The organism is Streptomyces sp. NPDC006476 (genome assembly GCF_040612015.1).
Taxonomy (GTDB): Bacteria; Actinomycetota; Actinomycetes; order Streptomycetales; family Streptomycetaceae; genus Streptomyces; species Streptomyces griseorubiginosus_B.
Genome location: NZ_JBEXPK010000010.1, coordinates 53,164 through 75,556, shown reverse-complemented (window position 1 = coordinate 75,556; position 22,393 = coordinate 53,164). Strand labels below are relative to the sequence as shown.

20 protein-coding genes are annotated in these 22,393 nt (G+C 73.2%); 9 read left to right on the top strand and 11 right to left on the bottom strand.

Features of this window, described 5'->3' with window-relative positions; genetic code table 11:
* The first annotated feature begins 169 nt into the window (after positions 1 to 169).
* Positions 170 to 550, top strand: coding sequence for a DUF1844 domain-containing protein (locus ABZZ74_RS13480; protein ID WP_356764285.1), 381 nt, complete (start codon positions 170 to 172; stop codon positions 548 to 550).
* A 14-nt stretch (positions 551 to 564) separates the two neighbouring features.
* On the opposite strand, the gene ABZZ74_RS13475 is transcribed toward ABZZ74_RS13480, so the two are convergent.
* On the bottom strand, positions 565 to 1,302 hold the full coding sequence (locus tag ABZZ74_RS13475; RefSeq protein ID WP_356764283.1) for an SseB family protein: 738 nt from the start codon (positions 1,300 to 1,302) through the stop codon (positions 565 to 567).
* Between the two features lie 150 nt (positions 1,303 to 1,452).
* On the opposite strand from ABZZ74_RS13475, the gene ABZZ74_RS13470 reads away from it, so the two are divergent.
* The gene (locus ABZZ74_RS13470; protein ID WP_356764281.1) at positions 1,453 to 2,433 is read left to right on the top strand and encodes a serine hydrolase; all 981 of its coding nucleotides are present in this window, start codon (positions 1,453 to 1,455) and stop codon (positions 2,431 to 2,433) included.
* Between the two features lie 25 nt (positions 2,434 to 2,458).
* Here ABZZ74_RS13470 and mycP read toward each other — a convergent pair whose 3' ends face one another.
* A complete protein-coding gene (mycP, locus tag ABZZ74_RS13465) occupies positions 2,459 to 3,631 on the bottom strand; it encodes a type VII secretion-associated serine protease mycosin (protein ID WP_356764279.1) in 1,173 nt (390 codons plus the stop codon).
* Positions 3,628 to 4,443, bottom strand: coding sequence for a hypothetical protein (locus tag ABZZ74_RS13460; protein ID WP_356764277.1), 816 nt, complete (start codon positions 4,441 to 4,443; stop codon positions 3,628 to 3,630). The genes mycP and ABZZ74_RS13460 overlap by 4 nt, the downstream gene beginning before the upstream one ends.
* Before the next feature lie 2,662 nt (positions 4,444 to 7,105).
* On the opposite strand from ABZZ74_RS13460, the gene ABZZ74_RS13455 reads away from it, so the two are divergent.
* Positions 7,106 to 8,308 (top strand): amino acid deaminase/aldolase, encoded by a 1,203-nt coding sequence (locus tag ABZZ74_RS13455; RefSeq protein WP_356764275.1) that lies wholly within the window; start codon positions 7,106 to 7,108, stop codon positions 8,306 to 8,308.
* A gap of 26 nt (positions 8,309 to 8,334) precedes the next feature.
* Here the strand turns inward: ABZZ74_RS13455 and ABZZ74_RS13450 are convergent, their stop codons facing one another.
* The 4 genes from ABZZ74_RS13450 to ABZZ74_RS13435 form a co-directional block, all read right to left on the bottom strand.
* On the bottom strand, positions 8,335 to 9,225 hold the full coding sequence (locus ABZZ74_RS13450; protein ID WP_356764507.1) for a DUF2510 domain-containing protein: 891 nt from the start codon (positions 9,223 to 9,225) through the stop codon (positions 8,335 to 8,337).
* Between the two features lie 61 nt (positions 9,226 to 9,286).
* Positions 9,287 to 10,078: a 3-oxoacyl-ACP reductase gene (locus tag ABZZ74_RS13445; RefSeq protein WP_356764273.1), complete on the bottom strand. Its 792-nt coding sequence runs from the start codon at positions 10,076 to 10,078 to the stop codon at positions 9,287 to 9,289.
* Positions 10,075 to 11,448 (bottom strand): aldehyde dehydrogenase family protein, encoded by a 1,374-nt coding sequence (locus ABZZ74_RS13440; protein WP_356764271.1) that lies wholly within the window; start codon positions 11,446 to 11,448, stop codon positions 10,075 to 10,077. The genes ABZZ74_RS13445 and ABZZ74_RS13440 overlap by 4 nt, the downstream gene beginning before the upstream one ends.
* 8 nt (positions 11,449 to 11,456) lie before the next feature.
* Positions 11,457 to 12,815: a glutamine synthetase family protein gene (locus ABZZ74_RS13435; protein WP_356764269.1), complete on the bottom strand. Its 1,359-nt coding sequence runs from the start codon at positions 12,813 to 12,815 to the stop codon at positions 11,457 to 11,459.
* Between the two features lie 91 nt (positions 12,816 to 12,906).
* Between ABZZ74_RS13435 and ABZZ74_RS13430 the strand changes: the two genes are divergently transcribed.
* Together ABZZ74_RS13430 and ABZZ74_RS13425 are read left to right on the top strand one after the other, a co-directional pair.
* The gene (locus ABZZ74_RS13430) at positions 12,907 to 13,641 is read left to right on the top strand and encodes an FCD domain-containing protein (RefSeq protein WP_356764267.1); all 735 of its coding nucleotides are present in this window, start codon (positions 12,907 to 12,909) and stop codon (positions 13,639 to 13,641) included.
* A gap of 85 nt (positions 13,642 to 13,726) precedes the next feature.
* Positions 13,727 to 14,413 carry a gamma-glutamyl-gamma-aminobutyrate hydrolase family protein gene (locus ABZZ74_RS13425; RefSeq protein WP_356764265.1) on the top strand — a complete coding sequence of 229 codons (687 nt, stop codon included), beginning with the start codon at positions 13,727 to 13,729 and terminating at the stop codon, positions 14,411 to 14,413.
* Here ABZZ74_RS13425 and ABZZ74_RS13420 read toward each other — a convergent pair.
* On the bottom strand, positions 14,382 to 15,356 hold the full coding sequence (locus tag ABZZ74_RS13420; protein WP_356764263.1) for an aminoglycoside phosphotransferase family protein: 975 nt from the start codon (positions 15,354 to 15,356) through the stop codon (positions 14,382 to 14,384). The genes ABZZ74_RS13425 and ABZZ74_RS13420 overlap by 32 nt on opposite strands.
* A 200-nt stretch (positions 15,357 to 15,556) precedes the next feature.
* On the opposite strand from ABZZ74_RS13420, the gene rox reads away from it, so the two are divergent.
* Positions 15,557 to 17,008, top strand: coding sequence for a rifampin monooxygenase (gene rox, locus ABZZ74_RS13415; RefSeq protein WP_356764261.1), 1,452 nt, complete (start codon positions 15,557 to 15,559; stop codon positions 17,006 to 17,008).
* Positions 17,009 to 17,015: 7 nt separating this feature from the next.
* Here rox and ABZZ74_RS13410 read toward each other — a convergent pair whose 3' ends face one another.
* Positions 17,016 to 17,939 carry a LysR family transcriptional regulator gene (locus tag ABZZ74_RS13410; RefSeq protein WP_356764259.1) on the bottom strand — a complete coding sequence of 308 codons (924 nt, stop codon included), beginning with the start codon at positions 17,937 to 17,939 and terminating at the stop codon, positions 17,016 to 17,018.
* A gap of 70 nt (positions 17,940 to 18,009) precedes the next feature.
* Between ABZZ74_RS13410 and ABZZ74_RS13405 the strand changes: the two genes are divergently transcribed.
* Positions 18,010 to 19,173, top strand: coding sequence for a TDT family transporter (locus tag ABZZ74_RS13405; protein WP_356764257.1), 1,164 nt, complete (start codon positions 18,010 to 18,012; stop codon positions 19,171 to 19,173).
* Here the strand turns inward: ABZZ74_RS13405 and ABZZ74_RS13400 are convergent.
* On the bottom strand, positions 19,085 to 19,786 hold the full coding sequence (locus tag ABZZ74_RS13400; protein ID WP_356764255.1) for a helical backbone metal receptor: 702 nt from the start codon (positions 19,784 to 19,786) through the stop codon (positions 19,085 to 19,087). The two genes, ABZZ74_RS13405 and ABZZ74_RS13400, sit on opposite strands and share 89 nt — an antisense overlap.
* 20 nt (positions 19,787 to 19,806) lie before the next feature.
* Positions 19,807 to 20,376, bottom strand: coding sequence for an XRE family transcriptional regulator (locus ABZZ74_RS13395; RefSeq protein WP_356764253.1), 570 nt, complete (start codon positions 20,374 to 20,376; stop codon positions 19,807 to 19,809).
* A gap of 652 nt (positions 20,377 to 21,028) precedes the next feature.
* Here ABZZ74_RS13395 and ABZZ74_RS13390 point away from each other — a divergent pair.
* Both ABZZ74_RS13390 and ABZZ74_RS13385 read left to right on the top strand, forming a co-directional pair.
* Complete coding sequence (locus ABZZ74_RS13390) at positions 21,029 to 21,382, top strand: hypothetical protein (protein WP_356764251.1); 354 nt, start codon at positions 21,029 to 21,031, stop codon at positions 21,380 to 21,382.
* Positions 21,383 to 21,426: 44 nt separating this feature from the next.
* On the top strand, positions 21,427 to 22,332 hold the full coding sequence (locus tag ABZZ74_RS13385) for a 5'-3' exonuclease (RefSeq protein WP_133045046.1): 906 nt from the start codon (positions 21,427 to 21,429) through the stop codon (positions 22,330 to 22,332).
* Positions 22,333 to 22,393: the final 61 nt, after the last annotated feature.

The window sequence follows — 22,393 nt, the reverse complement described above, 5'->3', positions numbered from 1 at the left end:
ATGGTGGCCGCCTGACCGGGGTGACCCGCCGTCCCGGAGGACGGTCAGGTGGGAGATCGGAGCCTCCACTTGTAGGCCGGACATGTCTGTCCGGCCGGTCGTTACACAAGGTTAGCAGCTGCCCGGGGGTGGTGCGAACCGGCCTGCACCGGGGCCTATCGTGTGGGGCATGAGTGACACCCCTCCCGAGTCCGCACAGTCCCCCGAGTCTGCCGCGCCCGACTTCGACGAGATGACCCGCGACATCGCCGAGGTCCCCGCCGTCGAGGTGATCGTGACGGTCGCCGTCAACCTGATGAGCGCCGCCGCGGTGAAGCTCGGCCTGACCGAGGAGGGCGACAAGTACAAGGACCTGGACGAGGCCCGGAAGCTGGTCACCGCCCTGGCCGGGCTGCTGGACGCGAGCGCGACCGAGATCAGCTCCTTCCACGCGGCCCCGCTGCGCGACGGCCTGAAGTCGCTGCAGCTGGCCTTCCGCGAGGCGTCGATCGTCCCGGACGAGCCGGGCCAGGGCCCCGGCGAGAAGTACACGGGGCCGATCTACGGCTAGCGCGGGTAGTGCATTTACCGCCCACTTCGTACGTACAAGGGCTCGCCGGGAGGCGTCGCCCCGGCCGGCAGCAGTGCCAGGTCGAGGCCGCGCACCAGGCGGGCCCTCAGTGCCTCGTCGGCGGCGAGCCGCTCGGCCACGGCACGGGCGGCCTCGGCGGGCGCGGCCGACTCGTCGAGCACGAGGGCGAGGGTGCCATCGGCTCGACCGGGCCCGAGGTGGGCGCGCAGCACGGCGGGTTCGGCGGCCACCGCGGCCCGTACCGCCTCCCGCACGGCCGGGTCGGCGAGCGGGTCGGTGCTCGTCCGGCCCTCGGCGAGCGCGAGCAGGACGGGTCCCGTCAGCTCGAAGGGCACCGGGCCTGACAGGTCCAGCACGATCGTGTCCGCCTTCTCGTGCGCGGCGGCCTGCAGCGCCTGGTGCAGGGGTACGGCGACGGGGCGGGCCGCCGGGTCCCAGCGGGCCAGCGACTCGGTGGAGGTGAAGGCCGGCAGGGCGGTCCGGGACCCGGCCCTCAGGGTCGGTACGGCCATGTCGCTGGTCTTCTCGCGGCGCAGCCCGTTCTCGTCCTCCTCGACCTCGCCGAGCACGGCGACCACGGGCACGAGCAGCCGGGCGCCCTTGAGCGCCTCGAGGACCGGCTCCAGGGCGGTGCGGTCCTCGGCCCAGGCGGCGAGCGCGGTGCTCAGCCGGGGGTCGGCGGAGCCGTCGTCGTCGGAGTAGCCGGGGTCGGGAATGTTCTTGTTCGCCACGGTCACCGACCCTATAGGGGGCTTGCTGCTGGGCTTGTGCGGCCCCGGAAACAGCTGGTTCACCGCCTTCACGGCTTTCTCAGATTCCCCTGACACACATCTAACGTCCGTCTAACGGCCCGCACAGTCACCGCCCCGAGCATCGCGGGCATGGAGTCCTCCAGAGCCCGCCGCAGCCGCCGCGCCCGTCCGTCCAGGACGCGTCCTCTGCTCTACACCGTCCTCGCAACGGTCGCCGTCGTGGGCGGTACGGCAGCCGGGACGGTGTATGTGAAGGCGCGGGCGCACTCCGGTGCGGGCGCCGTATCGTCGGCGTCGCCGACGGACTCCCCGTCGGCGGACGGGGAGGAATCGGTGAAACCGGTGAAACCGGTGAAACCAGTGGCGGAGCCGACGGTGGATCACGACGCGCGGCTGGCCGAGGCGATGAAGTCGGTGGCCGTCGAGGGAAGGGCGAAGGTGTCGGCGGCGGTGCTGGACCCGGACTCCGGGGTGAGCGCCGTCTACGGCGACGGCGCGTTCGACACGGCCAGCATCGTGAAGGTGGACATCCTGGCGACGCTCCTGCTGCAGGCGCAGGACGCGGACCGCCGACTGACGGCGGCCGAGAAGTCGTACGCCACGAAGATGATCGAGAACAGCGACAACACGGCCGCCTCCGCCCTGTGGGACGTCATCGGGCAGGCCGGCGGGCTGGACGCGGCGAACAAGACGTTCGGGCTGACCGGCACGCAAGGTGGTGAGGGTGCCCTGTGGGGGCTGACGCAGACCACGGCGGCCGACCAACTCACCCTGCTCCAGCAGGTGTTCGGCGACGACTCGAAGCTGAGCGAGGCCTCGCGCTCGTATGTACGGGGGCTCATGGGTGAGATCGAGGCCGATCAGCAGTGGGGGGTGTCCGCGGCGGCCGACGGTTCGCGGTGGGCGCTGAAGAACGGCTGGCTGGCCCGCAGTACGACCGGTTTGTGGGACATCAACAGCATCGGGCGCGTGACGGTCGGCGGCCACGCGTATCTGGTCGCCGTGCTCTCCAAGGGCAACGCGACGCAGGCGAAGGGCATTTCGCTGGTCGAGTCGGCGGCGAAGGCGGCGGTGTCGGTGTTCGCCGGGGACGGCTCCTCGGTGTCCTGAGGCCCGGAGGCGGCCCGCGAGCGCCCTAGAACTCGTAGCGCCTGGGACGTCCGCGCCACAGAACGACCGCCGCGACCAGCAGCACCCCGCCGAAGCCGCCCGCGAGCGGGGCGGCCCAGTCGCTGGTGGAGCTCTCGGACTTGGCGGTGTCCGGGCCGCTGCCGAAGTACCGCTTGCCGTAGGAGGCGGCCTGCAGGCCCTCCGGCTTGAGGCGGGCGGCGGCCTTGATCGCGGCGGCCGGGTCGACCATGCCGAAGCCGCGGGAGTCGTCCCGGCCTCCGACGGGCGGGTTGCGGGCGGTGTCCTCCAGCAACTGCTTGATCTGCGCGGGGGCAAGGCCGGGGTGGGCGGCCTTGACGAGGGCCACGGCCCCCGAGACGAACGCGGAGGCGGCGCTTGTGCCCCAGCCCTCGTAGTACTTGTGGTCCGGGTCGGCGATGACGATGTCGTCGCCCGGAGCGCTGACCGTGGCGTACCAGCGGCGGGTGGAGAAGTCGGCGCGGGTGCCGTAGCGGTCGACGGCGGTGGCGGCGATGACGCCCGGGTAGGCGGCCGGGTAGGAGGTGTGGTCGCCCTTCTTTCCGCCGTTGCCGGCGGAGGCGACGACGCTGACGTCCTTCTTCAGGGCGTACTGGATCGCCTCGTCCTCGGCGGGTTCGGGGTGGGCGGAGGCGGAGTCGTCGCCGAGGGAGAGGTTGATGACGTCGGCACCGTGGTCGGCGGCCCAGCGGATGCCCTCGGCGAGGGCGTTGCCGCGGGTGGAGCGGGCCTGTGGGCGGGCGGAGTCGCCGTCCTCGAGGATCACCCGGACCGGCAGGATCTTGGCCTCCGGGGCGATGCCCATCACTCCGTCGGAGTCACCGGGGCCATGGCCGTGTCCGGCGATGATCCCCGCCATGGCGGTGCCGTGCCGGGCCCAGTTCCGGTTTCCCCGCTCCGCCCCGAAGCCGATCATGTCCTTGGCGGGCAGGACGTTGCCGACGAGGTCGGGGTGGTCGGCCTCCACGCCGGTGTCGAGGACGGCGACGGTGATGCCCCGGCCCTTGGTGGTGCGCCAGGCCTGCTGCGTGTGCATGGCGTCCAGGCCCCACTGCTGGGCGCGGATGCCGTCGGCGTGGGCGGCGGTGGAGGGGACGAGGGCGAGGGAGCCGGCGAGGAGCAGGCTCAGTGCCGCGACCCGGCGGCTGGGGTGTCTCATGAGGGCCGTTCCGTGGGCGGGCTGGTGACGTCCTTGCGCAGGGCGCGTTCGACGCGGTCGGCGATGCCCTGGGCCTCGTGGCCGAGGCCCGCCTGGGCGGGGGCGGTGGTGGCGCCGGACTGCATGGCCTGTGCGGCGGGCTGGGGAGCGTCGACGGTACGGCCGTCGGCCCAGCCGGAGACCGCGTAGACGACGACGGGGGCGTCGGCGAGCACGGAGACGGTCCAGGAGGCGCGTTGCTGGGGGCCGAAGCGCGCGGCGGGGGTGCCCTTGGCGGCGTACGGGCGGGGCATGAGGTCGGTGCGGTTGCCGAGGCCCTCGCTCTGGAACCGTTTGGCGAGGGCGGTCATGGCGGGGGCGTCTGCCTTGGTGAACAGCAGGCCGACGGTGGTCACGAAGCTCTCGGTGGCGTCGGTGTAGGTGGCGCGCAGCAGCCGCTGGCATCCCACGGGTGCGAGCGCCTTGCCCAGCAGGGGGTCGAAGGCGCCCTTGCAGCCGCTGTCGGGCGCGACGGCGATACGGGTCCAGGTGCGGTCGGCGCCACCGGGGCCGGCGCCGAGCCCCTGCAGGGTGGGCGGGAACAGCTGATCCACCGGCACGCTGTGCCACAGCCCGGAGGCCGCGGAGAACGTCCCCCGCGCACCATCACCGCCATCATCCCCGGCCAGCCAACTCCCGGTGACGGCACCGCCGATGAGTCCGAGTCCCAGCACCAGACTGGCGGCGACGACAGCGGTACGACCCCGCACCCGCCCCAGCAGCGGCCTGGCCCGGGCCCGCTCGTCATACCCCTCCGGCTCCCCGAACGACACGACGGGCCGACTCCCACCCGGGTTCATGGGTGCACTCCAGGAAAGAGCAGGATCAGGCGCCACGACCCCCCGGCCGCCGTCGGGCTGATCGGCCGAGCCGGTCCGACGCACGTGAACATCATCGAGCGTGCCGAAGCCCTCGAACCCCTCGAACGCCTCAAACGTTGAACGCCCGGAGGGGAAACCGGGGTTCGGGCGATTGGGCGGGGCACTTGCTGCCGGGCGGGTGCTGGGGCCACCGGATTCCGGGCGGGCGAGAGGGTCACCGGACCCCGGGCGGGTGAGGGGGGCGCCGGACGTCGGGCGGGTGAGACGGTCACCGGATCCCGAGCGGGGATGAGGCTCGCCGGACGTCGGGCGGGTGAGGGGGGCACCCGACGTCGGGCGGGTGTTGGGGTCACCGGACGCCGGGCGAGCCAGCGGGTCACCGGACCCCGGGCCGGTGGCACCGGACCCCGGGCGAAGAAGAGGGTCGCCGGACGCGGGGCGGGTCCGCGGTTCGTTGGACACAGGGTCGGTTTGGGGATTGCCGGGCGCCGGGCGGGTGCGCGATTCGCTGGACGTGGGGCGGGTCCTGGGGTCGCCGGGCGCCGGGCGCGTGCGCGATTCGCCGGCGACGGGGCGGGATTGGGGATCACTGGACGCCGGGCGAGCCAGCGGGTCGCCGGAGGGCGGGCGGGTACGCGAGTCGCCGGACGTCGAGTCGGCGGGCGGCATCGAGGGCTTGGGGGGTGTGCTCGCCCGCGGTCCGGAAGGCGAAGCTTCCGGCGGGGCTGCGGGGTTGGTTCGGTTCGCGGGCGCCCCTCGTTTGGGGGGATGGGCGGACACCGCGCCGACCGGATCATCGGCGGGCACCCGGCGGGTCGGGTCAGGGGTGGGCTCCGGACCAGCGGGGCGTTCGCTCGGCACCGAGCGGTCGCGCTGATCGCCGGGCGCCGATCGAGTGGGCGGCACAGGGCGCTTCGGGGGCGTGGGTGGGCGCCGGTCGGGTGCCGTGGCTGGCTGGGAGGCCTGGTCGGCGGATGTTTCCGTGGGCACGGTGGCACCGGAGTGGCGGAAGCTTTCGGCCGTGGTGGAGCCGTTCGGTGCCTGCGGGGAGGCGGCCGAGCGGCGGGCCGGATCGGTCGGCGAGGGGTGGCTGGACGGCATCGGAGGCGTGGGGGTGGGACGGGCGGGCGGTACTCGGGGGGTGAACACGTCGGCATCGACATCCGCCCCCGGGGACACGGCGGAACCAGGGCGGCGGAACTCTTCGGCGGGCGGGACCCGGGGCGGCGTGGATAGGTCACGGTCAGAGGGCGCGTCCGAGGCCGCGGCAGAACTGGGGCGACGGAAGCCGTCTGTGGGCGGGACCCGGGGAGGTACGTCGCGATCAGGGCCCCTGTCCGAGGGCGCCGCAGGGCCCGAACGACCCAAACCCTCCGCCGCAGGACCCCGACCCGCCGATGCCTCGCGCTCAGATCGCCCATCCGACACCGCAGCAGAACCCGAACGACCCAAACCCTCCGCCGACGAAACCCGGGGGGTCACGTCGCGGTCGGCGCCCCGGTCCGACGGCGCCGCAGAGCCCGGGCGGACGAAGCTCTCCGTGGAGGTCGAGGTGGGACGGCGAGTCGCGTTCGGTTCGGGGGATACCGGCGGGCGGTGGGGTGGGCGTGGGGGTATGGGGGCGGCTGTGGGGCGGGCGTTCGACGGAGGGGTGTCCGGAAAGCGGGCCGAGGCCGGGGGTGGAGGCGGGGTTTCGGAGTCGGCGTCTCGGGGCGTGGGCGCGTGCAGGCGCGGGAAGCGGAACTGGGGCGCGTCGGAAGAACGGGACGAATCATCCTTCCGCCCCGCTTCCGAGGCCGCTCGACGCTGGGCGGCGGGACCTGAGGGGTGGCCACCTGCCGCTCCTGCCGAACCCGGCGCACGCTCGGCACCGGGGCGGCGTACCGAATCCGTGCCCTCGGTCCCGTTCTTCCCCGCCGCAGGCCACGCGTCATTCGCGCCCGCGGACGTACTCCCCGCCCGCTCGGCCTCAACGTTCCTGTCGTTCGGGGCACCCGGCGCCGGCGTACGGTCCCCGAAGCTCTGGAAGGGCTCGGCGTTGAGCCAGGGCGACCACACTCCACTGGCACCGGGCGCCGTCGAGCTGCGATCCCCGGCGACCGGCGCCCATGAATTCCCGCCCCTTCCGCCGGCCGTCGTCCAGACGCCCGTGGACGACCCTCCCTGCGAGCCCGAACCCGAGCTCGAGCCCGTGGGGGGCACGTCCGCCCGGTCCTCGGTCGGCTCCGCGTCCGCGTTCCCCCCGTCCCGGCCCACCGTGGGCGGCTGGGCCGGACGTGGCGGGGTGGTGGGGCGTGGTGGAAAAGAGGCGTGCTGGGCTTCCGTGCTCATGCACCCCCCGTTTCCTCGCGCCCCGGGCCGTCTACTGTTACGCGAACCGTCGTCCTTGCGCTCAACCGCTCGACGCCGGACCCGGCACGAGCGGTCGACCGTCCCGGGCACGCATACATACCCGTACGGGAGGACCGGCATCCCGCGATAGGCGCCCGACCTCCGTACGTGCGCGTCACTCTACGGCGTGCCCCGCTCGGAACGGGAACCAGTCCGCACCCCCGGGGCATCTGCCCGGAACGTCCCCCTACCCTGCGGTAATCCTGTCTGGCAGGCTTCGTTCATGACTGCGCGCGCCGCCGACCGGGCCCGTTACGACCGGGCCACCGCCCACCTCGACGCCCCTGTGGCCATCGTGGACCTGGACGCCTTCGACGCCAACGCGGATGATCTCGTCCGACGGGCGGGAGGCAAGCCGATCCGCGTGGCCAGCAAGTCCGTCCGCTGCCGGGCCCTGCTGGAACGGGTGCTCGCGAAGGACGGCTTCGCCGGGATCATGTCGTTCACCCTGGCAGAGTCGCTGTGGCTCGTGCGGAGCGGCTTCGAGGACGTGCTGCTCGCCTACCCGTCCGCCGACCGCGCCCGCTTCGCCGAACTGGCCTCCGACCCCAAGCTCGCCGCCGCCGTCACCGTCATGATCGACGACCCCGCGCAGCTCCGTTTCATCGACGAGGCCCGTGACGGCGGCCGTGAAGTCATCCGGGTCTGCCTGGAGTTGGACACCTCGCTGAAGCTGCTGGGCGGCCGGGTACGGGTCGGGGCGCGCCGTTCGCCGCTGCACTCACCGGCGCAGGTCGCCGACATGACCCGCGCGGTGGCCCGGCGCCCGGGCTTCAAGGTCGTCGGGATCATGGCGTACGAGGGGCACATCGCGGGCGTCGGCGACTCCGTCGCGGGGCGGCCGCTGCGCTCGCGTGCGGTACGGCTGATGCAGGCCACCGCCCGCCGCGAACTCGCCGAGCGGCGTGGCGAGGTGGTGCGGGCGGTCCGGGCCGTCGTACCCGATCTGGAGTTCGTCAACGGCGGCGGGACCGGCAGTGTGCAGCACACCGCCGCCGAGGACGCCGTCACCGAGATCGGCGCCGGGTCCGGGCTCTACGTGCCGCGCCTGTTCGACAACTACACCTCGTTCAGCGGCCGTCCGGCGGCGCTCTTCGCCCAGCCGGTCGTACGGCGCCCGGGAGTCGGCGTCGTGACCGTCCTCGGGGGCGGCTATCCGGCCTCCGGCGCGCCCGGCAAGGACCGGCTCCCGGTGCCGTATCTGCCGGAGGGGCTGCGTTACGACCCCCAGGAAGGGCCCGGCGAGGTGCAGACCCCGCTGCTGGGCTCGCCCGCGGACGATCTGCTGATCGGCGACAAGGTGTGGTTCCGGCACGCCAAGGCCGGTGAGCTGTGCGAGCGTTTCGACGTGCTGCACCTGGTGGAGGGGGACGCGGTCACGGCGACCGTCCCGACCTATCGCGGGGAGGGCCACACCTTCCTCTGATTCCTCTGACCCCTGGCCGCCCGGCCCTACTTCGCGGGGCCGATGCTGCTGCCCACTCCCCCGTCCGTCGCCGCGTCGCCGGCCGGGCGGATGCCTCGGGTGATCCGGTCCATGTCGGCGAGCGGCGGTCCGTCCTCGCCCGCGTCGAAGACGAACCGGATGAGGACGGGGGACTCGGTGCCGACGCTGGAGGGGAAGGCGAGGGACTCGACGTACCCGCCGGGTCCATCGGCGGTCCTCACCCGCCAGCGCACGAAGTACCCGGCGCGGCCCGCCACCGCGATCTGGCCGGAGCCGACCTCCCGGTGGGACTCGATGCCGCCGTAGGGACGCCGGCCGGTGAGGTCGCGGTCGTAGGCGGCGTCGGCCGCGTCGGAGACGTCCCGGCGGGCGAGGGTCCGGGGCGAGGTCTCGTCGGTGCTTGTCGCCGTACGGGAGATGACCAGGCCGTGTCGGCAGACACCGGAGTCACCGGGGCAGTCGTAGGTGCCGTCGGTGGTCATGACGACGTCGTCCTCGCTGACGTACCGCGGCCTGACCCAGCCGTCGGGCAGGGGCAGGGTGATGCCGTTGAGCTGGTCCACGACGACGGGCGAGTCGTCGGTGGAGGGGGCCGAGGGGGACGCGGACGGGGACGGGGTGGAGTCGTCGATCGTCGGGGCGTCCGTGGTGGCGGCGCCGGGCTCGGTCTGCACCTGGGCCGCGGGCTCGTTGCCGCGCAGGTAGACGGCTCCCGTGACGATCGCGGCCACGAGGACGGCGCCCGCCGTGACGAGCGCGACGATCCGCGCCCGGCCCGAACCCCCGGCCGGCGGCTGCCCGGGCTGGTTCCAGTGGTCGGTCCAGGCCGTGCCGTCCCACCAGCGCTGCAGATGGGGTGCCGACGGATCGGGGTACCAGCCGGGCGGTGGCGTCATGCTCATCCCGGACACCATAGAACGGCCCCGGGGAGCCGTACACGGTGTCCGGGAACAGGCACTAGAGAGGCGTGACGTACGCGCCCGAGATTCCGCCGTCCACCAGGAAGTCGCTGGCGTTGACGAAGGAGGAGTCGTCGCTGGCCAGGAAGGCCACGGCGGCGGCGATCTCCTCGGCCTCGGCGAACCGGCCGACCGGGATGTGGACGAGGCGGCGCGCGGCCCGCTCGGGGTCCTTGGCGAACAGCTCCTGCAGGAGCGGGGTGTTGACCGGGCCCGGGCAGAGGGCGTTGACGCGGATGCCCTCGCGGGCGAACTGCACGCCCAGCTCGCGGGACATGGCGAGGACGCCGCCCTTGGAGGCCGTGTACGAGATCTGGGAGGTCGCCGCGCCCATCCGGGCCACGAAGGACGCCGTGTTGATGATGGAGCCCTTGCCCTGGCGCCGCATGTAGGGGATGGCGGCCTTGCAGCACAGGTACACGGAGGTCAGGTTGACCTCCTGGACGCGCTTCCAGGCCTCGAGGCCGGTCTCCAGGATGGAGTCGTCGTCGGGCGGGGAGATGCCCGCGTTGTTGAAGGCGACATCGACGCTGCCGTAGGTGTCGTACGCCGTCTTGAACAGGGCCTCCACCTGGTCGGGGTCGGTGACGTCGACCTTCACGAAGATCCCGCCGGTTTCGTCCGCTGCGGCCTTGCCGCGGGCCTCGTCGACATCGCCGCAGACGACGTTGGCGCCTTCGGAGGCGAGCCGGCGCGCGGTGGCGAGGCCGATGCCGCTGCCGGCTCCGGTGATGACGGCGGTGCGGCCGACCAGACGGCGGCAGACGATGTCGGTGTCCTGAGAGGTCACTGTGCGGGGCCTTCCGTGCTGATGAAGACGTTCTTGGTTTCGGTGAAGGCGGTCAGGGCGTCCGGGCCGAGCTCGCGGCCGAGGCCGGACTGCTTGAAGCCGCCGAAGGGGGTCCAGTAGCGCACGCTGGAGTGGGAGTTGACGGACAGGTTGCCGGCCCGCACGCCCTGGGAGACGCGGAGCGCGCGGCCCACGTCCCGCGTCCAGATGGAGCCGGAGAGGCCGTAGGGCGTCTCGTTGGCGAGGCGGATCGCGTCCTGTTCGTCGGTGAAGGGCAGGAGGACGGCGACGGGGCCGAAGATCTCCTCGCGGGCGGCGGCGGAGTCGGGCCGTTCGCCGGTGAGGACGGTCGGCGGGAACCAGAAGCCGGGGCCCTCGGGTGCGGTGCCGCGCAGAGCGCGGGCGTCCTCGGGGACGTAGCCGCGGACCCGGTCCAGCTGACGGCGCGAGATCAGCGGGCCCATCTGCGTCTTCTCGTCGGCCGGGTCGCCCACCACGACGGCGGCGAGCGCGTCGGCGAGGAGGGCGGACACCTCGTCGTACACCGACTCCTGGACCAGGATGCGGGTGCGGGCGCAGCAGTCCTGGCCGGAGTTGTCGAGGAAGGAGAAGGGGTCGACGGCCGTATTGAGGTCGGCGTCGGCGAAGACGATGTTGGGGCTCTTGCCGCCGAGTTCGAGGGTGACCCGCTTGAGCAGGGCCGAGCCCTTGGCCAGCACCTGCTTGCCCACGGCCGTCGACCCGGTGAAGACGATCTTCGCGACTCCGGGGTGCTCGACGAGCGCGTTGCCCGCGACCGGTCCGTGGCCGGGCAGCACCTGGAACAGGCCGTCGGGCAGGCCCGCCTCCAGGGCGAGTTCGGCCAGGCGCAGGGCGGTCAGCGGGGTCGTCTCGGCCGGTTTGAGGAGGACGGCGTTGCCGGCCGCCAGGGCGGGGGCGGTGCCCCAGGCGGCGATCGGCATGGGGAAGTTCCAGGGCGCGATGACGCCGACGACGCCCAGCGGCTCCAGGATGGTGACGTCCAGGCCGCCCGCCACCGGAATCTGACGTCCCGTCAGGCGTTCGACGCCACCCGCCGCGTAGTCGAGCAGGTCGCGGACGTTGCCCGCCTCCCAGCGGGCGTTTCCGACGGTGTGCCCGGCCTCCCGGACCTCCAACCTGGCGAGTTCCTCCAGGTGTTCGTCGACGGCGACGGCGAACCGGCGCAGCAGCCGCGCCCGGTCGGCGGGCGACAGGGCGGACCAGCGCGTCTGGGCCGCGGCGGCCCGGGCGACGGCCGCGTCCACGTCGGCCGCGGTGGCGGCCGGGACGGTGGCGACGACCTCCTCGGTCGCGGGGTTCAGTACTTCGAGTTCGTACTCGGCAGACAAGAAGGTCCTCACAGGCGTTCGAAGGAGCGGCGCAGCTCCCAGTCGGTGACCGCGGCGTCGAAGGCGGCCAGCTCGACGTGGGCCATGTTGCGGTAGTGCGCGACGACCTCGTCGCCGAAGGCGGCCCGGGCGATCGGGCTGTTCTCCCAGAGTTCGGCGGCCTCCCGCAGAGTGCTCGGGACGTGCTCGAACTCCGCGGTGTAGGCGTTGCCCGGACAGGGCTCGGGCAGTTCCAGCTTGTGCTCGATGCCGTACAGCCCGGCCGCGACCAGCCCGGCGACGGCGAGGTGCGGGTTGACGTCGCCGCCCGGCAGCCGGTTCTCGAAGCGCAGGGAGCGGCCGTGGCCGACGACCCGGAGGGCGCAGGTGCGGTTGTCGTGGCCCCAGGCGACGGCGGTCGGGGCGAAGGAGCCGGGCTGGAACCGCTTGTAGGAGTTGATGTTGGGGGCGTAGAGGAGGGAGAAGTCGCGCAGGGCGGCCAGCTGTCCGGCGAGGAAGTACCGCATGACGTCGGACATCCCGTCGGGCCCGGCCATGGCGTTGTTGCCGGCCGCGTCCGCCAACGACAGGTGGATGTGGCAGGAGTTGCCCTCGCGCTCGTTGTACTTGGCCATGAAGGTGATCGACACGCCCTCCTGGGCGGCGATCTCCTTGGTGCCGGTCTTGTAGATCGCGTGCTGGTCGCAGGTGCGCAGCGCCTCGTCGTAGCGGAAGGCGATCTCGTGCTGGCCGGGGTTGCACTCGCCCTTGGCGGACTCGACGGTCAGGCCGGCACCGGCCATCTCGTTGCGGATGCGGCGCAGCAGCGGCTCGATCCGCCCGGTGCCGAGGACCGAGTAGTCGATGTTGTACTGGTTCGCCGGGGTGAGTCCCCGGTAGTTGGCGTCCCAGGCCTGCTCGTAGGTGTCCTTGAAGACGATGAACTCCAGCTCGGTGCCGACCTGGGCGGTGTAGCCGAGCTCGGCCAGGCGCTCCAGCTGACGGCGCAGGATCTGGCGCGGGGCGGCGACCACCGGTGAGCCGTCGTTCCAGGCGAGGTCGGCGATCACCATGGCCGTGCCGGCGTTCCAGGGCACGCGGCGCAGGGTGGACAGGTCGGGGTGCATGGCGAAGTCGCCGTAGCCGCGGTCCCAGGAGGACATCGCGTAGCCGTCGACGGTGTTCATCTCGGTGTCCACGGCGAGGAGGTAATTGCAGCCCTCGGTGCCGTGGTGGAGGACCTCGTCGAGGAAGAAGCGGGCGGCGAACCGCTTGCCCTGGAGGCGCCCTTGCATGTCGGGGAAGGCCAGGACGACAGTGTCGATCTCTCCGCTCGCGACGAGGGCGTGCAGCTCCTCGACGCTGAGCGGGGGTGTGCGGTCTGCCACGGGAGAGCTCCTTCGGCTGCGCGTTTTTCCGACCGGGCCGGGAGCCATAAGGTATTGCGGAGAACCATTGCTTGGGAAGGGGGTGCGGCGGGTGTCGCCGGATCAGGACGGCAGCCTGGAGGACCGGTTGACGCCGGTACTGCGGCCGGTGCGGGCGGGGAACGGCTTCGAGGAGGCACTGGAGCAGATCCTGCAGGTGGTACGGCTGGGCCTGGTGCCGGGCGGCGAGCGGCTGCCGGCCGAGCGGGAGCTGGCGGACCGGCTGGGGATCAGCCGGGTCACCCTGCGCGAGGTGCTGAAGGTGCTGCAGGACCAGGGGCTGGTGGAGTCCCGGCGCGGACGCTACGGCGGCACCTTCGTGCTGCCCCGCGCGGACGCGGGCGGCGAGGACGAGCTGCGGCGGCGGATCTCCGAGGTCGACATCGAGGACGTGCTGCGCTTCCGCGAGGTGCTGGAGGTGGGCGCGGCGGGACTGTGCGCGGCGCACGGGCTGAGCGACGACCAGGCGGACCGGCTGCGCGAGGCGCTGACCCGCACGCATGACGCGCCGCTCGCCGACTACCGCCGCCTGGACACGCTGCTGCACCTCACCCTGGCCGAGCTGTGCGGCTCCCCGACGCTCACCGCCCAGTACGCGGCGGTACGGGCCGCGGTGAACGACCTGCTGGACTGCATCCCGCTGCTCGTCCGCAACCTGGAGCACTCGCAGCGCCAGCACATCGCCCTGGTGGAGGCGGTCCTGGACGGGGACGCGGACGGAGCGCGGGAGATGATGCGGGAGCACTGCGCGGGAACGGCGGCACTGCTCAGAGGGTTCCTGGCGTGACGAGGGTTCCTGGCGTGACCTTGTCCTCGTGGGGGTGGGTCGGCAAAGGTATGAACGGGATCCATTGCTCCGGGTGGGAGGTCGTATGACAGCCAGGCCGCTGATCGGTGTCAGCACGTATCTGGAGGCCGGGGCGCGCTGGGGCGTCTGGGAGCTGGAGGCAGCGCTGCTGCCGGTCGGCTATCCGCGCCTGGTGCAGCGGTCGGGCGGACTGGCCGCGATGCTGCCGCCGGACGAGCAGGAGCAGGCGGCGGCCACCGTCGCACGCCTCGACGCGCTGGTGATCGCCGGCGGCCCCGACGTCGATCCGGCCCGCTACGGCGCCGAGCGGGACCCCCGCACCGGCCCGCCGGCCCATGCCCGGGACACCTGGGAACTGGCGCTGATCGACGCCGCCCTGTCCGCGGGCGTCCCCCTGCTGGGCATCTGCCGGGGCATGCAGCTGTTGAACGTGGCCCTGGGCGGCACGCTGGTCCAGCACGTCGAGGGCCACGCCGAGGTCGTCGGCGTCTTCGGCCGGCACACGGTCAAGCCGGTGCCCGGCACCCGGTACGCCGAGGCCGTGCCCGAGGAGACGTCCGTGCCCGCCTATCACCACCAGGCCGTCGACCGCCTCGGCGCCGGCCTTGTCCCGTCGGCGTACGCGGAGGACGGCACGGTGGAGGCCGTCGAACTGCCCGCCGCGGACGGCTGGGCGCTCGGCGTGCAGTGGCACCCCGAGATGGGCGAGGACTCGCGGGTCATGCGGGCCCTGGTGCGAGCCGTCTCCTGAGCCAGGCGAGCCCGGCCTCGCCCTGGGCGCGCTGGAAGGGGCGCAGGGTGGGCAGTCCGGGCGGGGCGGGAAGCAGGGACTGCTCGATGAAGAACCCGGTCAGGGCGGCCAGGGTGGCGGTGGCACCGGCCGGATCCGCGGCCCGGCCCAGCGGATGCGCGCGGAACACCTCGTCCGGGTCGGGTCCGCCCTGGGCGCCGACGCTGGGCAGCAGCGTCAGCAGGTCGAACCACGGGGCGGCGCGCACGGCGTGCGGCCAGTCGACGAAGACGACCTCGCCGTCCGCGGTGAGCAGCATGTTGTCGGCGCGCAGGTCGGCATGGGCGAGGGTGTCCCCGGCGGCGGCCTCGGCCCAGTCCGCGGCGAGACGTGCGAGACGGGGCAGCTCCGCGAGGGTCCGGTCGTCGAGACGTCCGCGCACCTCGTGTTCCGGCCGGTCGGCCAGGCGCCGCCAGCCGCCGAAGGCGTCGCCGAGCGCCTCGGCCACGGGCGGGGCGGCGACGGGGGACGGCGTGAGGGTACGGCCGAGGCGCTCCACGGCGTCGAGCACCCGCCGCAACTCCGGTTCGCGCCAAGGGACATGGGGCTGGCGGCCGTCGACCTCCGCCAGCACGAGGGCGACCCAGGTGCCGTCGTCGTAGGTGCCGAGGAGACGGGGCGCGGGCACGCCGGGAGGGAGAGCGGCGGTGTTACGGGCCTCGGCGCGGTGCATGGCCGGGCTGTCGGGGTTGGTGTCCGCGCTGACGGCCTTCACGAAGGCGCGCCGTCCGTCGGCGGTTCTCAGCCGCGCCGCGACGCCCGGGGAGAAGCCGCCGGGCTGGGTCTCCGCATGGACGACCGGGCCGCCGCCGAGCACGTCGGTGACGGCGGTTCGCACCGGGTGCGGAAGGGCTTCCCAGGGGGTGCGGACGCCGGTGGCGGGCGGGGCCGAGGGGGTCGTCATGCAGGGCATGGTGCAGGCCCGGGACGCCGCCGTGCCAAGGGTTTTTCACCGGGGTGGCGGCGGCGGGAACGACAGAGGCGAGGGGTTCCTGACCTCCTCGCCTGTCTCAACGTATAGCGCACCGGGGGGCTTGCGGCAAGGCCCCCGTCGTACCGCACAATCACCGGCCGAGGCCACAACCTGCGGAAACGGGGACTTCGATGATCGACGTGATCGTTGCCGGCGCCGGGCCGACCGGGCTGATGCTCGCCGGTGAACTGCGGCTGCACGGCGTACGCGTGGTCGTGCTGGAGAAGGAGCCGGAGCCGACCAAGGTCGTCCGCGCGCTCGGTCTGCATGTGCGCAGCATCGAGGTGATGGACCAGCGCGGTCTGCTGGAGCGGTTCCTCGCGAACGGGAAGCAGTACCCGGTGGGCGGCTTCTTCGCCGCCATCGACAAGCCCGCCCCCACCGGGATGGACACCGCGCACGCGTACGTCCTCGGCATCCCGCAGCCGGTCGTCGAGCGGCTGCTGACCGAGCATGCCGTCGAGCTCGGCACCGAGATCCGGCGTGGCTGCGAGGTGACCGGGCTGAGCCAGGACGAGGACGGGGTGACGGTCGACCTGGCCGACGGCACACAACTGCGCTCGCGCTACCTCGTCGGCTGCGACGGAGGCCGCAGCACGGTGCGCAAACTGCTCGGCGTCGGTTTCCCCGGCGACCCGGCCACGGTCGAGACGCTGCTGGGCGAGATGGAGGTCGCCGCGCCGCCGGAGACGATCGCCGCGGTGATGGCCCGGGTCCGCGCGACCCAGAAGCGGTTCGGCATCGGCCCCATGGGGAACGGGGCGTACCGCGTGGTCGTCCCCGCCGAGGGCCTGACCGAGGACCGCGCGGTCCCCCCGACGCTGGGGGAGGTCAAGGAGCGCCTGCGGGCGGTCGCCGGCACCGACTTCGGCGTGCACTCACCGCGCTGGCTCTCCCGCTTCGGCGACGCCACCCGGCAGGCCGAGCGCTATCGGGTCGGACGGGTGCTGCTGGCGGGCGACGCGGCGCACATCCACCCGCCGACGGGTGGGCAGGGGCTCAATCTCGGTATCCAGGACGCGTTCAACCTGGGCTGGAAGCTGGCGGCGGAGGTGGCCGGCTGGGCGCCGGAGGGCCTTCTCGACACCTACGAGACCGAACGGCACCCGGTGGCCACCGACGTCCTCGACAACACCCGCGCACAGATGGAACTGATGTCCACGGAGCCGGGTCCGCAAGCGGTACGGCGGCTCTTCTCACGGCTGATGGACTTCGACGAGGTGAACCGCTACCTCACCGAGAAGATCACCGCGATCGAGGTCCGCTACGACTTCGGCGAGGGCGACGCCCTGTTGGGCCGCCGTCTGCGGGACGTCCCCCTGAAACGAGGCCGCCTCTACGACCTCTTCCACACCGGCCGAGGCCTCCTCCTCGACCAGGCGGGCAGCCTGTCGACCGCGGGCTGGGAAGACCGCGTCGACCACGTCCAGGACACGAGCGAGGACGTGACCACCCCGGCGATCCTGCTGCGCCCCGACGGCCACGTGGCCTGGACCGGCGACGACCAGGAGGACCTGAACAAGCACCTGGCCAGGTGGTTCGGCCAACGGCGGTCCGTGCCCTCCGGCCCGTCCGGCGACTGAGGGCGAACTACCCCCGCGTCAGCGACAGCAGATCCCGCGCCGGCCCCGTGGGCCGATGCCCCGTGGGCCACACCGCCCGCAGGTCCCGGGCCAGCGCGATACCCTCCACCGGCACCCGCACCAGCCTCCGCATCCCCAGCTCCTCCCCCACGGCCAGCTCACTCAGCACCGCCGGCCCCGCCCCACCCACCGCCGCCGCCTTCACCGCGGTCGTCGACGACAACTCGATCAACGGCCGCGCCAGTCCCCCCAGCGCGGCGTCCAGCACCTGCCGCGTCCCCGACCCCTTCTCCCGGAGGATCAGAGGAGTCTCCGCCAGCTCGGCCGCCCCCACCGCCCGGCCCCGCCGCGCCCACGCGTGCCCCGGCGCCGTCACCACGATCAGCCGGTCGTGCGCGATGACCGCGGAGTCCAGCCCCGCCGGCACGCTCACCCCCTCCACGAACCCCAGATCCGCCTCCCCCGCCAGCAGCCGCTCCGCCACCGCGGCGGAGTTCCCGGCGAGCAGGGACACCGCGGTGTCCGGCCGCTCCGCCCGAAGGGCCAGCAGCCACCCCGGCAGCAGGTACTCCGCGATCGTCATGCTCGCCGCCACCCGCAGCCGCGAGTCCCGCCGGTCGCGCAGGGCCTGCGCCCCCGCGTCGAAGGCCTCCGCCGCCTCCACGATCCGCCGCGCCCAGTCCGTCACGAGCGCCCCGGCGTCGGTCAGCCGCGACCCCCGGGGCGACCGGTCCACCAGCGCCACCCCCAGTTGCCGCTCCATCGAGCGGATCCGGCTGCTCGCCGCGGGCTGGGTGATCCCCATCTCCCGCGCCGCCCCACCGAGACTCCCGAGCCGCGCCACCGCCAGCAGCAGCTCCAGCGCCCCGAGATCCGGCACCCGATGCGCCAGCGGGCCCCCGCCCCCCGGCCACCCCTCCACCTCGCTCATAAGACCAGCTTATGCCCTCATAGAGACAGGGTCCCTGGTCCGCGGCCCGTGCCCGCGCCACCGTGGACCCATGGTCACCGCAGCCCAGCCACTCCCCCGGGCCCTCCCGCGTGCCACGGCCGTCCGTCACCTCGGACCGAACTGGTACGCCACCGTCATGGGCACCGCGATCGTCGCGACCGCCGGCGCCGGACTCCCCCTCGACCTCCCCGGTCTGCGGACCGTCTGCGCGGGCGTCTGGGCCCTCTCCCTCGGCCTGCTCATCACCCTCCTCGCCGCCCGCGCCCTGCACTGGACCCACCACGGCGACCAGGCGCGCGCCCACCTTCTCGACCCCGCCACGGCGCCCTTCTACGGCTGCCTGGCCATGGCCCTGCTGGCCGTCGGCGGCGGTGCCCTGACCGTCGGCCGGGACTGGATCGGCCCACGGGCCGCCCTCGCCCTGGACGCCGTGCTGTTCACCGCCGGTACGGCCACCGGGCTCGCGGCCGCCGTAGTGGTGCCGTACCTCATGGCCGTACGGCACAAGGTGGAGCCCGGGCAGGCCTCGCCCGTGTGGCTGCTGCCCGTCGTGGCGCCGATGGTGTCCGCCGCGCTGGGCCCGATACTCGTGCCGCATCTGCCGCCCGGCCAGCCGCGGGAGACCCTGCTGCTCGGCTGTCTCGCGATGTTCGGGCTGAGTCTGCTCGCGACCCTGGTGATGATGCCGCTGGTGTTCGCCAGGCTGATCACCGGCGGTCCGCTGCCGCTCGCACTCACGCCCTCCCTGTTCCTGGTGCTGGGCCCCCTCGGGCAGTCCACCACCGCCGCCGGCAGGTTCGCGGACTTCGCACCCGGCGTCGTACCGGACTCGTTGAGCGCGGGGTTCGGGCTCCTCGCCGTGCTGTACGGCGTGCCGGTCATGGGGTTCGCGGTGCTGTGGCTGGTGTTCGCCGGTGCCCAGGTGCTGCGGGCCCGCCGGCAGGGCATGGGGTTCGCGATGACGTGGTGGGCGTTCACCTTCCCGGTCGGCACCTGTGTGACGGGCGCCGAGGCGCTGGCCGGGCGCACCGGGCTGGTCGTGTACGACTGGCTCGCGCTCGGGCTGTACGCCGGGCTCGTGGCCGCCTGGGCGACGGCCGCCGTGCACACCGCGCGCGGTCTGTTCAGCGGCGAGCTGCTCGCAGCGCCTCGCCCAGCGCCCGCGGCGCCTCGCCCAACGACGGCCCGTACCACGTCAGATGCCGTCCGCTGACCAGGGCGCAGGGCACCCCGGCGAAGGCCTCGGGCCCGTCCTCGGCGGTGAAGCGGTAGGGCTCGTCGGGGAGCACTACCACGTCGGGGGCGGCGGCCCGCAGGTCGTCGAGCGGGACGCGGGGGTAGCGGTCGGGGTGGTCCGCGTAGAGGTGGTCGACGCCGAGGCGGGCCAGGACGTCACCGGCGAAGGTGTCCCGGCCCAGCACCATCCAGGGACGGCGCCAGATCGGCACGACGGCCGTCGTACGGGCGTCGGGCGCCGGCAGCGACAACCACGTCTCCTCCGCCTCCTCCAGCCATCGCGGCCGCGATCCGGCGCCGCACGCCTCAAGCACCCTCGCCAGTTCCCGGAAGGCCTGCGGCACGTCCCGCACCTCGGTCACCAGGACCTCGACACCCGCCTCGCGCAGGGCGGCCAGGTCGGGCTCGCGGTTCTCCTCCTCGTTGGCGATCACCAGGTCGGGCGCGAGCGCGAGGATGGGGTCCAGCTTGGGGTTCTTGGTGCCGCCGACGCGGGGGACATCGAGGTGCGCGGGGTGGGTGCACCAGTCCGTGACGCCGACGAGGGCGCCGGGGACGGACACCGCCACCGCCTCGGTCAGCGAGGGCACGAGCGAGACGACACGGGGTGTCACTGGCGCGACCGGTCCCGAACCGCCTCGATGTGCTCGGCCACCGCGACGACGATCACGCGCGTGTCGGACACGGTCGCCCGCCAGCGGTGCCGCACACCGCCCGTCAGGTACAGGGTGTCGCCGCGGCCGAGCCGGTAGGCCCGCCCCTCCGCCTCGATCTCCACGGCGCCGTCGGCGACATACATCAACTGGTCGTTGCGGTACTGGAATTCACGGCCGGCGTCATGGTCGCCGACGAACTCCGAGGCGTGCATCTGGTGGTGACCGCGCACCAGCGAGCGCACCGCGGGTTCGAGCAGGGGCTCGGCGCCCTCGGCGCGGACGACGTCGACGCTGCACGCCGGGTCGGCCGCCGCGAGGAGCTCCACGGCCGTCGTGCGCAGGGCGTCGGCGACCTTCTCCAGGGACGCCCGGCTGGGCCGCGCCCTGTCGTTCTCGATCTGGCTCAGGAAGGGGACGGACAGGCCGCTGCGCTCGGCCACGACGGCGAGGGTCAGCTCGAGCGTGCGACGGCGGCGCCGCACGGCCGCGCCTACGCGCAGGGGCTGCTCTTTGTGGTCGCCCATCGCTCCGGCTCCCTCCTTCGCTCGTCCGCCGGTGTGCCGTACTCCTGATGAGTTCTCTGCACCTTACGCAGGTTCGGCAAACCGTTTCATGCGCCCGTCACACACTGGTAAACAACGCATGCGGTCAATCCGCCAACTCTCGCCAGTAGACCAGTTCCCCACCTTCACCGGGCGGGGATTCCTTCTTCGGGACGAAGACGCTGGCCGGCGGGGGCGCACGGCCGTCCGGGCCGGGCGCCGGGGCGAAGCGCGCGCCCACAGCTCGCGGGAGCGCCCGCCGCGCGGGTACAACGGACACCGCCGCTCCCCGCCCGGCATCGAGGTCGCTCCTCTTCTTTCAATGCGCGACGGCCCGCCTGTGTTCCCGTTCGTGGCCGGGCGTTCACACCGCGATCAAGGCTGTGATCAGGCCTTGCGAGTGAAAGAGCGAACTCCCTTGAAAGGGCGCGCAGTTGGCGATTCAACGGGTGTCTGACGGCTGCTTCCCCGTCGCTGCCGCGCCCTGCGTGCGCACGTTGGCGGGACCTGCTGTGCCGCCTGTGGCACCGACGCCGCGTCCATGCTTGGGTGAGGGCGTAGCGCTATGTGGTTGGCCGGATTCTTTTCGTACCGGAGGGCCGCCGCGGCACTTCACATGGATCATGGGGGAACTGTGGAACGACCGGACGACACCGTCCCGTCCGCGGTGCGCTTCGCGACGGAGCTGGTGGCCTGGGTGGCGACACCCTGGGCGCTGTGGCCGTATTCCTGGGCGCTGTCGGCGCTCTCCCTGGTGGTGCTGATCGGCCTGCCGGCCGTCTTCTCCACGCCGGGTGACAAGGAGAAGGTGGTCGTCGCCGTGCCGGGATGGGTCACGGTCCTGTTCGTGCTGCTGGAGCTGGGTGCCGCCGTGGCGTCGGCGTGGTGGATCTGGCCGGTGTGGGCGGCCGTCCCGGTGACGCTGCTGGCCGCGGCCGCGCTGGTCACCGAGCGGCCCCGCTGGCACTGGCTGCTCGTCGGCGGGTGACTGTCGGTCCCGTGCGGCATGATGCGAGCGTGACCGGACGACTGATGCTTCTCGACACCGCCTCGCTCTACTTCCGCGCCTACTTCGGCGTCCCGGAGTCCGTGAAGGCTCCGGACGGCACGCCGGTGAACGCCGTGCGCGGCCTGCTGGAGTTCATCGACCGCCTGGTCAAGGACCACCGTCCCGACCATCTGGTGGCCTGCATGGACGCCGACTGGCGCCCGCAGTGGCGGGTCGACCTCATTCCCTCCTACAAGGCGCACCGCGTGGCCGAGGAGCACGAGGCGGGCCCGGACGAGGAGGAGGTGCCGGACACGCTGTCGCCGCAGGTGCCCGTCATCGAGGCGGTCCTGGACGCGCTCGGCATCGCGCGCGTGGGCGTGGAGCCGTACGAGGCCGACGACGTCATCGGCACGTTCACCGCGCGGGCGAAGGGCCCGGTCGACATCGTCACCGGCGACCGCGACCTGTACCAGCTCGTCTCCGACGCGCGCGGGGTGCGGGTGCTCTACCCGCTCAAGGGCGTGGGCACGCTGCAACTGACGGACGAGGCGTGGCTGCGCGAGAAGTATGGGGTGGACGGGCCGGGGTACGCGGATCTGGCGCTGCTGCGCGGCGACCCGAGCGACGGCCTGCCGGGCGTGCCCGGCATCGGCGAGAAGACGGCCGCGAAGCTGCTCGCCGAGTTCGGGGACCTGGCCGGGATCATGGCCGCGGTCGACGATCCCAGGGCCAGGCTCACGCCGTCGCAGCGCAAGCGGCTCGACGAGGCACGGCCCTACGTCGCTGTCGCGCCGAAGGTCGTCAAGGTCGCCGACGACGTTCCGCTGCCGGACGTCGACACGGCCCTGCCGCACGCTCCGCGCGACGCGGCGGCACTGCGGGAGCTGGCGGCCCGCTGGGGGCTGGGCGGCTCGTTGCAGCGGCTGCTGACGACCCTGGGCGCGTGAGCGACCTTCTTGTTTTGGTAATGCTCGCCCTCATCGAGGTGTTGCCCAGGGGAGAGGTGCT

Coding starts and splice junctions, on each gene's coding strand:
- ABZZ74_RS13480 (WP_356764285.1), top strand. CDS start 170: ATGAGTGACACCCCTCCCGAGTCCGCACAGTCCCCCGAGTCTGCCGCG.
- ABZZ74_RS13385 (WP_133045046.1), top strand. CDS start 21,427: ATGCTTCTCGACACCGCCTCGCTCTACTTCCGCGCCTACTTCGGCGTC.
- ABZZ74_RS13420 (WP_356764263.1), bottom strand. CDS start 15,356: ATGACGACCCCCTCGGCCCCGCCCGCCACCGGCGTCCGCACCCCCTGG.
- rox (WP_356764261.1), top strand. CDS start 15,557: ATGATCGACGTGATCGTTGCCGGCGCCGGGCCGACCGGGCTGATGCTC.
- ABZZ74_RS13455 (WP_356764275.1), top strand. CDS start 7,106: ATGACTGCGCGCGCCGCCGACCGGGCCCGTTACGACCGGGCCACCGCC.
- ABZZ74_RS13450 (WP_356764507.1), bottom strand. CDS start 9,225: ATGACGCCACCGCCCGGCTGGTACCCCGATCCGTCGGCACCCCATCTG.
- ABZZ74_RS13425 (WP_356764265.1), top strand. CDS start 13,727: ATGACAGCCAGGCCGCTGATCGGTGTCAGCACGTATCTGGAGGCCGGG.
- ABZZ74_RS13410 (WP_356764259.1), bottom strand. CDS start 17,939: ATGAGCGAGGTGGAGGGGTGGCCGGGGGGCGGGGGCCCGCTGGCGCAT.
- ABZZ74_RS13470 (WP_356764281.1), top strand. CDS start 1,453: ATGGAGTCCTCCAGAGCCCGCCGCAGCCGCCGCGCCCGTCCGTCCAGG.
- ABZZ74_RS13405 (WP_356764257.1), top strand. CDS start 18,010: ATGGTCACCGCAGCCCAGCCACTCCCCCGGGCCCTCCCGCGTGCCACG.
- ABZZ74_RS13395 (WP_356764253.1), bottom strand. CDS start 20,376: ATGGGCGACCACAAAGAGCAGCCCCTGCGCGTAGGCGCGGCCGTGCGG.
- mycP (WP_356764279.1), bottom strand. CDS start 3,631: ATGAGACACCCCAGCCGCCGGGTCGCGGCACTGAGCCTGCTCCTCGCC.